A 14,612-nucleotide genomic window follows, 5' to 3' on the forward strand; every position below is an offset into this window, starting at 1 on the left:
TCCCGGTGGGCGCTGGGGCGAACGTTTGCCTACTGTGAACGCTGTGCATGACGAACTGGTGTGGATCGACTGCGAGATGACCGGGCTGGATCTGCGCTCGGATAAGTTGATCGAGATCGCGGCCCTGGTCACCGACGGCGAGCTGAACGTTCTCGGCGACGGCATCGACGTGGTGATCCACGCCGACGAGGCCGCGCTGTCCTCGATGGTCGACGTTGTCGCGGACATGCACGCCCGCTCCGGCCTCATCGATGAGGTGCAGGCGTCCACCATCGATTTGGCGACCGCCGAGAAGATCGTGCTGGACTACATCCGTGAGCACGTCAGCCAGCCCAGGACGGCGCCGCTGGCGGGCAACTCGGTCGCCACCGACCGCGCCTTCATCGCCCGCGACATGCCCGCCCTGGACTCGTTTCTGCACTACCGCATGATCGATGTCAGCTCGATCAAGGAACTCTGCCGGCGCTGGTACCCGCGCATCTACTACGGGCAGCCGGCCAAGGGACTGACCCACCGCGCGCTTCCCGACATCCACGAATCCATCCGCGAACTGCGGTTCTACCGGCGCACCGCGTTCGTGCCACCACCCGGGCCGGCTACCGGCGAGATCGCGGCCGTGGCCGCCGAACTCGGGGGCGTGGCGGGCACACCGGAGGGAATCGATTCGATCGGCGAGCGTCCGAGCGATTAGTATCGACCTCGCCGCCCGTCGGTTCCCGGGGAACCGCCCGCGGCGATGGTGAGTGTAGTTCAGTTGGTAGAGCACCAGGTTGTGGTCCTGGATGTCGCGGGTTCGAGTCCCGTCACTCACCCTAACGAGCCCTAACGAGCGGGAGAGCCGGTGTTGGCGTTGCCGGCGCGCCACTGCCCCCACGGGATGTTCCAGTCGCCGAGGCCCTCGGTTCCGGACAGCGTCGGCCCGACCGTGTTGATGATTTCCACGACGTCACCGCGCTTGGCATGCTCGTAGAACCATTGCGCGTTGCTGGGGCTGACGTTCAGGCAGCCGTGACTGGTGTTGGTGTGGCCTTGCGCGCCCACCGACCATGGCGCGGAATGCACGAACACCCCGCTGTAGGAGATCTGCGTGGCCCAGTCGACCTCGGTGCGATACCCGTCGGGCGAGTTGACCGGCACCCCGTAGGTGGACGAATCCATGATGATGTGCTTGAACCGTTCCCCGACCACGTAGATGCCGTTAGCGGTGGGGGTCTTGTCCTTGCCCATCGACGTCGGCATGACCTTGACCACCTCACCGTTGATGCGCACGGTCAACATTTTGGTGGTGTCGTCCGCGGTCGCGATGAGCTCATCACCGATGGTGAAATGCGTGTGCACGTTGTCCTCGCCGAAAACACCGTCGCCTAAGTCCACGCCGTAGGTGTTGACCGCGACGTCCACGGCCGTGCCAGGCTTCCAGAAACGCTCTGGGCGCCAGCGCACTTCACGGTTGTTCAACCAGTAAAACGCGCCTTCGACCGGTGGCGTGGTCGTGATCTTGATTGCTTTCTCGGCGGCCGCCCGGTTGGCGATGTTCTCGTCGAACCGGATCGCCACCGACTGGCCGACACCAACCACCTCGCCGTCCTGCGGCACCACGTAGGGCATGGTCAGGTTCGCGGGGGAATGGGTCTGGAAGGTGATCTGACGGGTGGCCACACCGCCCAGCCCGAGCGCCTTCGCGTTGAGGGTGTAGCGGCGGTTGTAGCCCAGCGGCTCGGTGGTGGACCAGTGCACGCCGTCAGGGCTGAGCTGACCGCTGACCGACTTGCCGTTTTCGTTGACCATGGTGACCGACGCCAGGACTCCGTCCTCGGCGGCCACCGTCACCGGAGCGTCGACGGCGACACCGACGGCGCCGTCAGTCACCGACGCGGTGAGTTTAGGGACCAGCAAATCGGCGAACGGCGTGGCCTTGTCGGCGATAACCTTCGCCGGAGCGGTGCCGCCACCGCCACTGCTGCAGGCTCCGGCGCCCAGCACGATCGCCGGGACTAGCAGCGCCACAGACCAGGCTTGGCGCCCCCGGCGAGGGGCCATCGAACCGACCCGCCACATACCTTTCCCACCTCACGCCCGGGCTGAACCCCATAGACTTGGCAGTAGTCTAGGGACAAGCAGGCGATAGCGCTGTGAGGCTCCCCACGACCTCCATGCCGGGGATTTCAGCCTGCCGTGCAACGCCTGTTATTGTCGCAGACAGATCCCAGAACTATCCAGGCGCCGTTAGCTCAGTTGGTAGAGCAGCTGACTCTTAATCAGCGGGTCCGGGGTTCGAAACCCTGACGGCGCACCACGTCAGCAGTTCCACGTCGGCGGCGATGTCCGTCGGCAGCGATGCCCGCGTGTCGTTTGCGATCATCGATTCCTGATCTTGCGGATCACCAAGAAAACGACCACTGCGCCGACACCGGCCAGGGAAACGGCCACCACGGGTCTGGTGAGGAACTCGATCGCCCAGCCTTTGACGTCGTCGGCGACCCGGCGAGGATTGGCCCGTTCAACCAGTAAGTCCACGGTCGACGCCAACTGCTCGCGGGCCTGGTCGATCTCGTGCTTGATGGTGTCGGGATCCCGGTCCGCCACGCTGTCCTCCATGTCCGCCCGCGCCGGGCCGTCGACGGCTCGGTCTGAAAATGGTTTCTTGCCGAACTACCCTAGAGCAGCCGGTGCTCATTGCGACGCCGCGGTGAACAGAGAGGTAACGCCGTTGACCGAGACCCCACGCCTGAAGCCCGGCGACAAAGCACCCGCCTTCAGCCTGCCCGACGCCGACGGCCACACCGTGTCGCTGGCCGACTTCCGGGGCCGGCGCCTGATCGTGTACTTCTACCCGGCGGCCTTGACGCCAGGCTGCACCAAAGAGGCTTGCGACTTCCGCGACAACCTGCGCGATCTCAACGAATCCGGCCTCAACGTCGTCGGCATCTCCCCGGACCCGCCGGCGAAGCTGGCCAAATTCCGTGACACCCACCGGCTGACGTTCCCGCTGCTGTCCGACCCCGACCGTAGCGTGCTCGCCGCCTGGGGCGCCTACGGGAACAAGCAGATGTACGGCAAGACGGTGCAGGGCGTGATCCGCTCGACATTCGTCGTCGACGAAAAGGGCCGGATAGCGCTCGCCCAATACAACGTCAAAGCCACCGGCCACGTCGCCAAGCTGCGCCGGGACCTGGGTGTCTAACCCAGGCAAAACGGTGGATTCGCTTCAGCCCCGATAGTTTGTACTCAGAAACGGGGGAAGGTTTGCCCACCTTCGAGCGATTTCACAACTCGCTCGAAGGTGGGCAAACCTATACATCTCCAGGTACCTCTCCACACGAGGGCTCAGGTGAACGACCGGCCCGGTCAGGCCAGGGCCGCTAGCAGCAGCGCCTCGGCGGTTGCGGCGCGTTCCAGGACACCCAGGTGCAGGCTCTCGTTGACGCTGTGCGCTTGCGTGGCGGGGTCTTCCACCCCGGTCACCAGGATTGTCGCCTTCGGGAACGCGGCGGCGAACTCCGCGATGAACGGGATAGAGCCGCCCATCCCCATCTCGACCGGGTTGGTGCCCCACGCCCGGCGGAGCGCCGCCCGCGCGGCGTCATACACCGGACCGCTCGCGTCGATGGCGCAGGGCTGGCCGATCTCCCCGGGAAGGACCTCGACGTGCGCGCCCCACGGTGCGTGGGTGTGCAGATGCCTGCGCAGGGCGTCCAGGTGCGCCGCGGCGTCACCGCCTGGGGCGACTCGCATGCTGATCTTCGCCCGGGCCCGTGGGATCAGCGTGTTCGACGCCGCCGCAATCGGTGTGGTGTCGATGCCGATTACGGTGATCGCCGGTTTGGCCCACAACCGCTGCGTCACCGAGCCCGATCCGATCTCCGCGACCCCGTCCAGCAGACCGGATTCGGCCCGCACCCGCTCCGGCGGGTAGTCGATGGCCGCGGTGGTGCTTTCATGCAGACCGGCCACCGCCACCTCGCCGTCGTCGTCGTGCAGGCTGGCCAGCAGCCGCACCAGCGCGCTCAATGCGTCGGGCACCACGCCGCCCCACAGCCCCGAGTGCAGCCCGTGGTCGAGGGTGGCCACTTCGACGACGCAATCGACGAGCCCGCGCAGCGACACCGTCAGCGAGGGCACCTCCGTGCTCCAGTTGACCGAGTCGGCCAGGACGATCACGTCGGCGGCCAGCTCGTCGCGGTGGGCGGCCAGCAGCCGGCCCAGCGACGGGGACCCCGACTCCTCCTCGCCCTCGACAAACACGGTCACCCCCACCGGCGGCCTGCCGCCATGTGCCCGAAACGCCGCCAAATGCGTTGCGATGCCCGCCTTGTCGTCGGCACTACCACGTCCATAGAGCCGCCCGCAGCGCTCGGTGGGCACGAACGGCGGTGAGACCCACTGACGCGGATCGCCTTCGGGCTGAACATCATGGTGCGCGTACAGCAGCACCGTGGGGGCTCCCGGCGGCGCGGGATGGCGAGCGATGACGGCCGGCGCGCCGCCCTCACCGACGATCCGGACATCGGGAAAACCTGCCTGCGACAACAGCTCCGCGACCGTCTGTGCGCAGCGGTAAACCTCGGGCCGGCGTGCCGGGTCGGCCCACACCGATTCGATGCGGATCAGCGTCTCCAGGTCGCGCCGCACCGAGGGCAGCACATCGCGGACACGGTCGGCCAGATCGCTCACGGCTTTGAGGCTAACGGTCGCCCTCCCCGCGAGCAGTCGCAAAAGCACCCACCCGGACCCCGAATTGGGGGTTTTTGCGACTGCTCGCCGACGGTCACGGCGCTTCCAGAATGGCCACCGCCGCGGCGGTGTCCCCTTCATGGGTCAGCGACACGTGGATCGTCACGTCCGTCAAATGCTCGGCGATGGCCCCGGAGAGCCGCACCCGCGGCCGACCCCACACGTCGGTGACCACCTCGATGTCGCGGTGAATACCCTCCGGCAGCACCGGCCGCTGCGCGAACCGCGACCCCGACCACGCTTTGATCACCGCCTCTTTCGCCGCCCATCGCGCCGCGAGGTGCCGGGCGGCCGATGAGCTCTTGTCGGAGGCGTCACGGCGCTCGCCGGGGGTGAAGGTTTCAAAGAACACCGTTCCCGGCTGGTCGACTTGGTCAGCGAAATCAGGGATGGAGACCAGGTCGATCCCCACACCAACGATGCCCATGGTTGGACACGCTAGCTGATGGCGCAAGTCATCGGAGGTAGACGTCGCCGTCCCCCAGCCGCGCCGCCGGGTTAAGCAGCATCGCCGCCTCCTGCGGCTTCTCTGCCACCGCATGGTCGAAGCGACGGTCGGCGGGGCGCTCATATAGCGGCGGTCCGCCGGCGATGGCGGCGGCCAGCCGGCGCTGGCCGGCCAGCAGCCGGGCATCGGCCCGCCGTTGGTAGCGCTCGCGCTCCTGGGGATCCAGTGCGGCCAGGAAGGCCTGCGGGTGCACCAGCGCGATGACACCGGAGACGTGGCCGAACCCAAGGCTGGTGATCAGCCCCGCTTTCAGCGGGAACTTGTCGCCCAGTCGCAGCGTGTCACGGACCCACACCAAGTGCGCCGAGCCGGCCAGCTCGTCATCGACGCAGTCCAGGCTGCGGTTGGGTGGAATCACCCCGTCGCGCAGCATCTGGCACATGCCCATCATCTGGAAGACCGCCGCGCCGCCCTTGGCATGCCCGGTCAAACTCTTCTGCGACACCACGAGCAGCGGCGCTCCCGGTGAGCGGCCCAGCGAGTCGGCCAGCCGCTCGTGCAGCTCGGTCTCGTTGGGATCGTTGGCCAGCGTCGAGGTGTCGTGTTTGGAGATCACCGCGATGTCGTCAACGCCGACACCCAGTTTGGCCAAGGACCGTGCCAGCGGTGAGTCCTTGCCCCCGCGCCCGGCACCCAAAGCGCCGAGCCCGGGCGCCGGGATCGAGGTGTGTATGCCATCCCCGAACGACTGCGCGTAGGCCACCACGGCCAGCACGGGCAGACCCATCCTTAACGCGAGGTCACCGCGGGCCAGCAGGATTGTGCCGCCGCCCTGCGCTTCCACGAAGCCCAGCCGCCGCCGGTCGTTGGGCCGGGAGAACCGCGAGTCGCTGATGCCCTTGGCGCGCATCATCTCGGTGTCGGCGGTGGCCGCCATGTCACCGAAACCGATGATGCCTTCCAGGGTCAGGTCGTCCAGCCCGCCGGCCACCACCAGCTCGGCCTTGCCCAACCGGATTTTGTCGACGCCTTCCTCCACCGAGACCGCGGCGGTGGCGCACGCCGCTACCGGATGGATCATCGCGCCGTAACTGCCGATGTAGGACTGGACCACGTGCGCGGCAATGATATTCGGCAGCACTTCCTGGAAGATGTCGTTGGGTTTGTTCCGGCCGAGCAGGTTGCCGTGATACATCGTCTGCATGGAGGTGCCACCGCCCATACCGGTGCCCTGGGTGTTGGCCACCAGCGTGGGATGCACGTAGCGCATCACCTCGGCCGGGGTGAACCCGGCGGACAGGAACGCATCGACGGTCACGACGATGTTCCACACCGCCAGCCGGTCGATGGAGCTGGCGAGGTCTGCCGGGATGCCCCATACGGTGGGGTCGAACCCGGTCGGGATTTGGCCGCCCACGGTGCGGGACAGCTTGTTCTTCCGCGGAACCCGGATCTCGGTGCCGGCTTTGCGGGTAACTTGCCAGTCGGTGGAGTCGGGCACCGGGCGGATGATGGTGTGCTCCGGGTCGAACTGCACGAAAGCCCGCGCTTCGGCCTCGCTGGACACCACGAACGTGAAGTCCTTGTCCAAGAACACGCTGACCAAAAGCGGCGAGGCATGATCGGGGTCAATCGAGCCGTCATCGACCCACTCGCGGATCCCGACGCGTTCCACCACGGCGTCGTGATAGCGCTCAACGAGTTCGGATTCGTCGATCAGCTCACCGGATTCGGTGTCATACCAACCGGGCTGGGGGTCGTCGTGCCAGCGGATCAGTCCGGTGGTCCAGGCCAGCTCGAGCACACCGGCGGCCGACAATTCGTTGTCGACCTCCATCTCGAAACGGGTGCGCGACGATCCGTAGGGGCCCAGTTCGGCACCGCCGACGATGACCACCAGATCGGCCGGGTCGACATCGAGGTCGTCCCAGGGCGGAGGCGGCGCCGGGGTGTAGCCGCGCGGCGGGGACGGCAGTGCGGCGATGGTGGCCGCTGGCGCGGTGTCAACGGTCCCGGACTCCGACGCCGCCCGCTCGCGGGCGGTGGCCGCCAGCCCGGCCAGGTCGAGCTCGACGTCGCCCAGCCCACCGGTCAGGTCAACCGTGAGCGGAGCTTGGGCCGCCGCCGCTTTGGACTCCGCATCGCAGAGGCCCAGCAGCATCGCGGCCATCTCGTCGGTGGAATACGTTGTCACGCCCGCTTCTTCAACAGCACTGACAATGGCATCGTTGTGGCCCATCAGCCCGGTGCCGCGGGTCCAGCCGATCAGCGCGTGCGCGAGGGTGACGCGCGCCGCCCATGACGACTCCGCGCGCCAGCGCGCCACCACGGCATCCAGCGCCGACTTGGCCTCACCGTAGGCACCGTCGCCACCGAACATGCCGCGATTGGGCGAACCCGGCAGCACTACGTGCAGCCGCGACGCGATATCGCGCTCCGCGCCGATCTTCGACAGCCCACCGATGAGCCGCTGCACCGCCCACAGCAGCACCTTCATCTCCATCTCGGCGCGCGCGCCGGCCTCGGACAAGTCGCCGGCAACCCGGGGTGCCGCGAAGGGGAACAGCAGCGTGGGAGTGAGCGCGTCTTTGACGTGGATAGACTGCGGCCCAAGGCTTTCGGTCTGCTCACTGCCGACCCATTCGACCAGCGCGTCGATGTCGCTGTAGGAGGCCATGTTCGCCGGCACCACCCACAGCGCCGCCCCGTAGCGGGCGTGGTCTCGATACAGCGTGCGGTAGAAGGCCAGGCGCTCGTCGTCCAGCCTGGAAGTGGTCGCGACAACGGTGGCGCCGCCATCCAGCAGCCGGGCGACCACCGATGCGGCGATCGAGCCCTTCGACGCGCCGGTCACCACCGCCACTTCGTCGCTGTAGCACCCGTTGTCGGGGTTCTCCGCCCCGGCGGCAATGCGGGCGTACAGCGCGGCATGGATCTGGCGCCCGGCGGCCAGGGATTTGCCCTGCCACCAGGTGGCCTGGGTCGCGACGACGTGACCGGCACCCTCGAACCGCTCGGAGAGCCGCGCCCAGTCAGCGTCGATCTCGTCCTCATCGGCCAGCCACAGCCTGACCAAGTCCTCGCGCGCGCTGGCCCAGCGGTCGTCGAAGAGAACGGCTTTCTTGGCGTCAAACACCGGTGCCACCAACCGTGGCCAGTCCGCACCGAGTTCCGCGGTGACCAGGTCGACCAGCTCGGCGTCGGTCGCGACCGGCGACGCGGTGACCGGGTCGTCCAGCCCCAGCTGGCTGAGCACCAGGCGGGCCGCCGACGCGAGCACGCCGTCGCGGCCGGTGATCTGCTCGGTGAACTCGTTGAGCGCGGCCGCGTCGACGGTGGCACCGCCGCCACCCCCCGAGGACGGCAGGGCCACCGCGACGCCCCGGCGCGCGGCGACCGCGGTGACCGCGGCGTCGATCACCCTGTCGACGCCGGCCGCATCGGCCAACGCGCCCTCGTGCAGGTGTCCCAGGGCACCGCCACGAACGCTGGTGCCCTCACGGGTTCCCAGGGCGACCTCGACGGTGACGTGTTTCGCCCACCCGTCGCCGAGCTGCCAGACCTTCTTCACCCGCTCCGCGACAGCGGCGGGCCGCTTGCCGGCGGGCCCCAGGACCGTCCGCAACTGGTCGTTGATCGCGTCGGAAAGCACCGGCCCGTAAGGCTTATAGGTGCGCGCAAGCTTCGTCACCTGCGACCGCAGCGAGGCCAGGTCGGCCTCCGCGGCACCGTCGATGGCGCCCAGGCTCAGCTCGGAACCCAGGTCCACCAACAGCTGGTTGCGCCGCGACGAGGCGCCGTCGGTGATGGACTCGATGGAGTCCAGCTCCTCGATCTGGTCGATGCGCATTTTGGCCGCCAGCGCGATCAACGCCAGGGTGGCGTCGGCCGCGTCGAACGGGATGTCCTCCGGGCGGGGAGCGCCCGACGGAGCGGTGGCCGGCGCCGGCGCCGGGACTGCATCGCTCGTGACCGCCTCGGGCGCAGCCGGTTCCCCATCACCCTCGTCCCCGGGCTCCGGCTCGGGATCGGTGTCGGTGGCAAACAGCACCGCGGCATCGCGTTCCGCGTTGAGCACTTCGACTGCGCTGTGGGCATATTCGGGCAGCTTGAGGGTGTTGCTCGCCAATCCGGCCACGGTCGGCGCCGACTTCACACCGATCTCGACGAACCGTTCCACACCTAGCCCCCCGGCGGCCTCTTCGGTGAGCAACAGGTCCTGCGTCTCGATCCAGCGCACCGGACTGGCGAACTGCCAGGCCAACAGCTCGATGAACACCGTGCGCGCCATTTCGCGCGGCCGCTCCCTGCGCCAAGTGTCGTAGTCGGCGAGGATCGGATCGAGTGGCTCGGCCGGCACCAAGTCGCGGATCTCTTGAATGAAGTCGCGATCCAAGGAGAACGGCCGCGGCACTAGGTTGGGAATGTAGCGCCCGATGATCAGATCGGGATCCTTGTCGTGCGGCATGACCCGGTCCAGCGAGCGGCGGAATTCCGCCACACCGACCCGCAGCACACGCGAGTGGAACGGCACATCGATGCCCGGAACCAAAATGAATGACCGCTTGCCCCCCGTCATTTCGCGACGCTTTTCGACCTCGGCCTCCAGCGCTTCCAGTCCACGGACGGTGCCGACGATCGCGTATTGGGAGCCGCGCAGGTTGTAATTCACGATCTCAAGAAATTCCCCGGTGCGCTCAGCGATCTCGGCTACGAACGCCGGAACGTCGGCATCCGCGAGGTCGATCTGCGAGGGGCGGATGGCCGCCAGCCGGTAGTTGGAGCGACCCAGCTCGTCGCGCGGCACGATGTCATGCATCTTCGACCCACGGTGAAACACCGTTTCCAGCAAAGCCTCAAGCTCATAGATCCCGGTCACGCAGGCCAACGCGGTGTACTCACCCACGGAGTGCCCGCATGCGATCGCGCCCTCGACGAAGGCTCCGCGCTCGCGCATCTCGGCCACCTGCGCCGCCGCCACGGTGGCCATCGCCACCTGGGTGAACTGCGTCAGGTACAGCACCCCGTCGGGGTGGTGGTAGTGCACGCCGCGCGCAATGATGCTGGTAGGGTTGTCGCGCACCACATGCAGCACCGAAAAGCCCAGGGTCTCACGGGTGAACTTGTCCGCCGAGTCCCACACCTTGCGGGCGGCCTTGGAGCGCGCTCGCACCTCCATGCCCATGCCCTTGTGCTGGATGCCCTGGCCGGGGAACGCGTACACCGTCTTGGGAGCGGCCAGCCGTGCGCTGGCCGACATCACCAGATCCGGGCCGACACGAGCGGCGACCTCCACGATCTCGGCACCCTGATCGATCCCGACCCGATCGACACGGAAGTCGACCTCGTCGCCGGGGCGAACCATGCCCAAAAAGCGCGCGGTCCAGCCGACAAGGCGCGCCGGCGGGCGGGCCTGCCCGTCGGTGGCAGTCACCACGTGCTGCGCGGCGGCGGATAGCCACATACCGTGCACGATCGGCGATTCCAGCCCCGCCAGCAATGCTGCGGCGCGATCGGTGTGAATCGGGTTGTGGTCACCGGACACCACCGCGAATGGCCGCATGTCGACCGGTGCGGTGAGTCTGACGTCGCGCCGGCGTCGCCGGGGAGTCTCGGTCGCGTTATCCGACACCGCGCCTCCGGCCCGGACCGGCTCGGTGAGCTCGGCGGCGCCGGTGCGCCCACGGATCGCGAACCGCTCCTCGAGGGTGGCAAGCACCGCCCCGTCTTTTCCGGCTACCGTGACCGAGACCGGCACGACACGACCAACTTCGGTGTCGACGGCTGTTGAAACCGTTGCAGTGACAGTCAATTCGACAGGAACTGTGGGCAGTGGACCGACCAGCCGGGCGGCATGATCCAGGTGCACCAGGCTCAGCAGTCCCTCCACCACGGGCATCCCGGTTTCGGTGACCGCAGCGCCGATTGCCGCGAAAACCGCTGGCCAGCAAGGACCTACCAGTGCGTCAGGCACGGTGGTGAGCCCGGGTGCCAGCGGCTCGCCGAAGGTAGCCGTGACCCCGGTGTGGTCGGCGACCCGTTCCGGGTTCCACTCCACCGTTACGGTTGCTGTTCCGTCGTCTACTGGAGGCAGCGCTTCCGGCCCGTCGACACCGGCGGCGATGGCCAGCACCGAGCGCATAGCGCTGGTCGCGTCCGCTGTGCTGACAACCGGCATACCCCCGTCAATTGTGTTGGCGGCCAACGTGAGACGGATTTCGACCCAGGAACCGGACACCGGAACGCTCAGCAGAACCTGGTCGTCGGCGCTGGCCTGCAGCCGCGCACCGGTGGATGAGTGTGTAGCGCTGCGGTTTTCGTGGACTTGCCAGTCGCCGGGATCGGCGATGCGGTGCACCGGGTTAGTGGTGGCCCGGCCTGCCCACAGCACATCGGGAGAGTCGAGGACGACGGCCAGCGGCCCGGCCACATCGGTACGGCCCCGCCGGCGGGAAGCAACGGGTTGCGGCTGCCCACCGGCGGCCAGTATCTCGTCGATGGCGGCCTGCTCGAAGCGGTCCAGCAGCTCCCCGACGGGCTCATCCATGCGGGTGATGCCCGCCACGGACGTCGGGCCCGGAATGATGCACACCTGGTCGGCGTCGTAGCGGGCGTCGTGCGCCTGCCACAGCGAGTCGCTGCGCCACCAGCGCCGCACGTCCTTGTCGATGATCGGCACAAAGTTGACCGGCTTGCCCGGTGTCTTGCACAAGGTGACGAAGAAGGGCACGTCGGCGGGGTGCAGGTGCACGGTCGCGGCGTCGGGGTAGCGCGCCAGCAGGGCGGCGATCGCCTCGTGGGGAGTCTCCAGCAGCTGACGGTCTGCGAACAACGTCTCAATCGGACCGAATTCCTTTGGATGCAACCGCGCCTCGGTGCGCTGCAGCATCTTTTCGAACCGGTCGCGCCACGCGTCGGCCAGCCACGGACTGCCGGGCGCGGCGGTGTCGGCGGTGGAGTTGCCGTCGCCGATGGTCAGCTCGAGGTAGCGACGCAGCCACTGCAGATAGGTCATCTCGCCGACGTCGCCGAAGTAGGGTTTAGCGGTTTTGGCCATCGCGGCGATAATCTCGTCACGGCGCGCCGCAACCGCCTCGGCGTCACCGGCCACCTCGTCGAGCAGCCGACCACACCGGGAAGCCGCGTTGTCGATCTCGTGGATGTCGGCACCGAGCTGGCTGCGGCTAGAAGCCATGCCGCCCTGGGCTTGTCCGGCACCGACCCACTGGTCGGTGCCCTGGGTTTCCACCAGCATCCGCTTGACCGACGGCGACGTGGTGGCCTCTTTGGTCGCCATCGCCGCGGTGCCGACCAAGATGCCGTCGACCGGCATCGGCGGAAAGCCGTAGGACCGCGCCCACCGCCCGGACAGGTAGTCAGCCGCCCGCTCGGGCGTGCCGATGCCGCCGCCGACGCAGACGGTGATGTTGCCGCGCGAGCGCACCTCCGAGTAGGTGGCCAGCAGCAAATCGTCGAGGTCTTCCCAGGAGTGGTGCCCGCCGGCGCGCCCGCCCTCGATGTGCATGATCACCGGCTTGGTGGGCACCTCGGTCGCAATGCGGATCACCGCGCGGATCTGCTCGACGGTACCGGGCTTGAACACCACATGGCTGATGCCGACCGCGTTGAGCTCATCGATCAGCTCGACGGCCTCTTCCAGCTCGGGGATCCCGGCGCTGATGACCACGCCGTCGATCGGTGCGCCGGACTGGCGGGCCTTCTGCACCAACCGCTTGCCACCCACCTGCAGCTTCCACAGATACGGATCCAGGAACAAGGCGTTGAATTCGAAGGTGCGCCCGGGCTCCAGCAGCCTGGTCAGCTCGTCGATGCGGTTTGCGAAGATCTCTTCGGTGACCTGTCCGCCGCCGGCGAGCTCGGCCCAGTGCCCGGCGTTGGCGGCGGCGGCGACGATCTTGGCGTCCACGGTGGTAGGGGTCATGCCTGCCAGCAGAATTGGTGATCTGCCGGTCAACCGGGAGAATTTGGTGGAGAGCTTGACCCTGCCGTCGGGCAGGCGCACCAGCGATGGGGCGTAACTGGACCACGGGCGCGCCACCTCGGGAACGGCCCCGACGGTAAACAGGTTGCGCTGTCCCCCGCGGGTCGCCGCCGGCACGATGCCCACACCGAGGCCACGAATCACCGGCGCGGTCAGCCGGGTCAGGATGTCACCGGGACCCAGGTCGAGGATCCAGCGTGCCCCGGCCTCGTGCAGCCTGGTGACTTCCGCCACCCAGTCGACCTCGCGCACCAGGATGGCCTCGGTCATCGCGCGAGCCAAGTCGACGTCGAGACCTGCCTTTTCGGCCCAACCGGCGACAAGGCCGATCCCGTCGGCGAGCCGGGGGGTGTGGAAGCCGACCTCGACCTGTACCGGGTCGAACACCGGCGCGAACACGGCGCCGCCGCGCACCTTGTTCTTGCGCTCGGCCTCCTCCTTCTCAGAGATCTGCTTGCAGTAAAGCTCGAAACGCGACAGCTGCTCGGGGGTTCCGGTGATGACCACCGCGCGGCGGCCATTACGGATGGATAACACCGGGGGCAGCACGGTACGGACATCCTTGGCGAACTCGTCAAGCAGTGCGCGGATGCGCTCGGGGTCGGCGTTGGTGACCGACACCATAGGTGGGCGGTCGCCGAGAATGGAGATTCCGCGGCGACGCGCCACCAGCGTGCCCGCGGCCCCGATGAGCTGCGCCAAGGCCAGCAGCTCAACGTCACGGGCGCCGGCGGCCTTCAGCGCCTCGACCGCCAGCACCCCTTGGGAATGCCCCGCAACCGCTACCGGCGGCACGGCGGAGAAATCCAGGCCCTGGCGCGCCAACGCGCGCATCACCGCGATCTGGGTCAGCAGCACACCGGGCACCGACACCGCGGCGGAGGTTAGCTGCTTGGCCGGGGGCACCGGATCCTCCGCGGCCAGCGCGCGAATCCAGCCCAGCGGATCGAAGCCGATGGGGCGCACCACGACCAGTTCCTTCGCGACCGGCTCGAGGCGCAGTTCCGCCTCGCCGACCAGTGTCGCCAACTCGGACTCGATACCGGCCGAAGACACCAGCTCCTCGAGCGGCTCCAGCCACGCGCTGCCCTGGCCGCCGAACGCGATCGCGTAGGCCTCGCCCGCCATCAGGCGATCGACCAGAGTATGGGTGTGCGCGCCCTCCGGGGCACTGCCATCGCGGCCCGCTGACACCCTGTCGTGCTCATAGATCGTCACCTTGCGTATCTCCCTGTCGTGCTGCTGTTGCGTATCGGTTCGTTCCGCGTATCAGGCGCGCGCTGCCCCGCGGGTGTTGACAAGCTCGCACCGATCCCCGTCGAACCAGCCGGATCCTCACCGACCGGTATGTCACCGACCCCGACCCGAGGGCCAGACGCCGCGACGGAACTACATCGGCTGCCTTAAGGGTGTCATAGCCACGTTGGC

Annotated in this window: 7 protein-coding genes and 2 tRNA genes; 4 read left to right on the forward strand and 5 right to left on the reverse strand. The window is 67.9% G+C overall.

The window, feature by feature from the left end; translation table 11 throughout:
* The first annotated feature begins 43 nt into the window (after nt 1-43).
* Both orn and MSM1_RS02355 read left to right on the forward strand, forming a co-directional pair.
* Nucleotides 44-691: an oligoribonuclease gene (gene orn, locus MSM1_RS02350; protein ID WP_213440010.1), complete on the forward strand. Its 648-nt coding sequence runs from the start codon at nt 44-46 to the stop codon at nt 689-691.
* A gap of 48 nt (nt 692-739) precedes the next feature.
* Nucleotides 740-812 (forward strand) — tRNA-His (locus MSM1_RS02355).
* Nucleotides 813-822: 10 nt separating this feature from the next.
* Here MSM1_RS02355 and MSM1_RS02360 read toward each other — a convergent pair.
* The gene (locus MSM1_RS02360) at nt 823-2,058 is read right to left on the reverse strand and encodes an Ig-like domain-containing protein (protein WP_236054710.1); all 1,236 of its coding nucleotides are present in this window, start codon (nt 2,056-2,058) and stop codon (nt 823-825) included.
* A 162-nt stretch (nt 2,059-2,220) separates the two neighbouring features.
* Here MSM1_RS02360 and MSM1_RS02365 point away from each other — a divergent pair.
* A tRNA-Lys gene (locus MSM1_RS02365) sits at nt 2,221-2,296 on the forward strand.
* Nucleotides 2,297-2,358: 62 nt separating this feature from the next.
* On the opposite strand, the gene MSM1_RS02370 is transcribed toward MSM1_RS02365, so the two are convergent.
* A complete protein-coding gene (locus MSM1_RS02370) occupies nt 2,359-2,586 on the reverse strand; it encodes a DUF3618 domain-containing protein (protein ID WP_213440011.1) in 228 nt (75 codons plus the stop codon).
* A gap of 124 nt (nt 2,587-2,710) precedes the next feature.
* On the opposite strand from MSM1_RS02370, the gene bcp reads away from it, so the two are divergent.
* Complete coding sequence (gene bcp, locus MSM1_RS02375; protein ID WP_213440012.1) at nt 2,711-3,184, forward strand: thioredoxin-dependent thiol peroxidase; 474 nt, start codon at nt 2,711-2,713, stop codon at nt 3,182-3,184.
* 164 nt (nt 3,185-3,348) lie between these two features.
* Here bcp and MSM1_RS02380 read toward each other — a convergent pair whose 3' ends face one another.
* The 3 genes from MSM1_RS02380 to MSM1_RS02390 are packed head-to-tail and all read right to left on the reverse strand — an operon-like array spanning nt 3,349 to nt 14,402.
* Nucleotides 3,349-4,722 carry a dipeptidase gene (locus tag MSM1_RS02380; protein ID WP_307857259.1) on the reverse strand — a complete coding sequence of 458 codons (1,374 nt, stop codon included), beginning with the start codon at nt 4,720-4,722 and terminating at the stop codon, nt 3,349-3,351.
* 46 nt (nt 4,723-4,768) lie between these two features.
* Nucleotides 4,769-5,161, reverse strand: coding sequence for a holo-ACP synthase (locus tag MSM1_RS02385; protein ID WP_213440014.1), 393 nt, complete (start codon nt 5,159-5,161; stop codon nt 4,769-4,771).
* 28 nt (nt 5,162-5,189) lie between these two features.
* Nucleotides 5,190-14,402: a type I polyketide synthase gene (locus MSM1_RS02390; RefSeq protein ID WP_213440015.1), complete on the reverse strand. Its 9,213-nt coding sequence runs from the start codon at nt 14,400-14,402 to the stop codon at nt 5,190-5,192.
* Nucleotides 14,403-14,612 lie beyond the last annotated feature (210 nt).

It is taken from the genome of Mycobacterium sp. SM1 (assembly GCF_018361265.1).
Lineage (GTDB): Bacteria > Actinomycetota > Actinomycetes > Mycobacteriales > Mycobacteriaceae > Mycobacterium.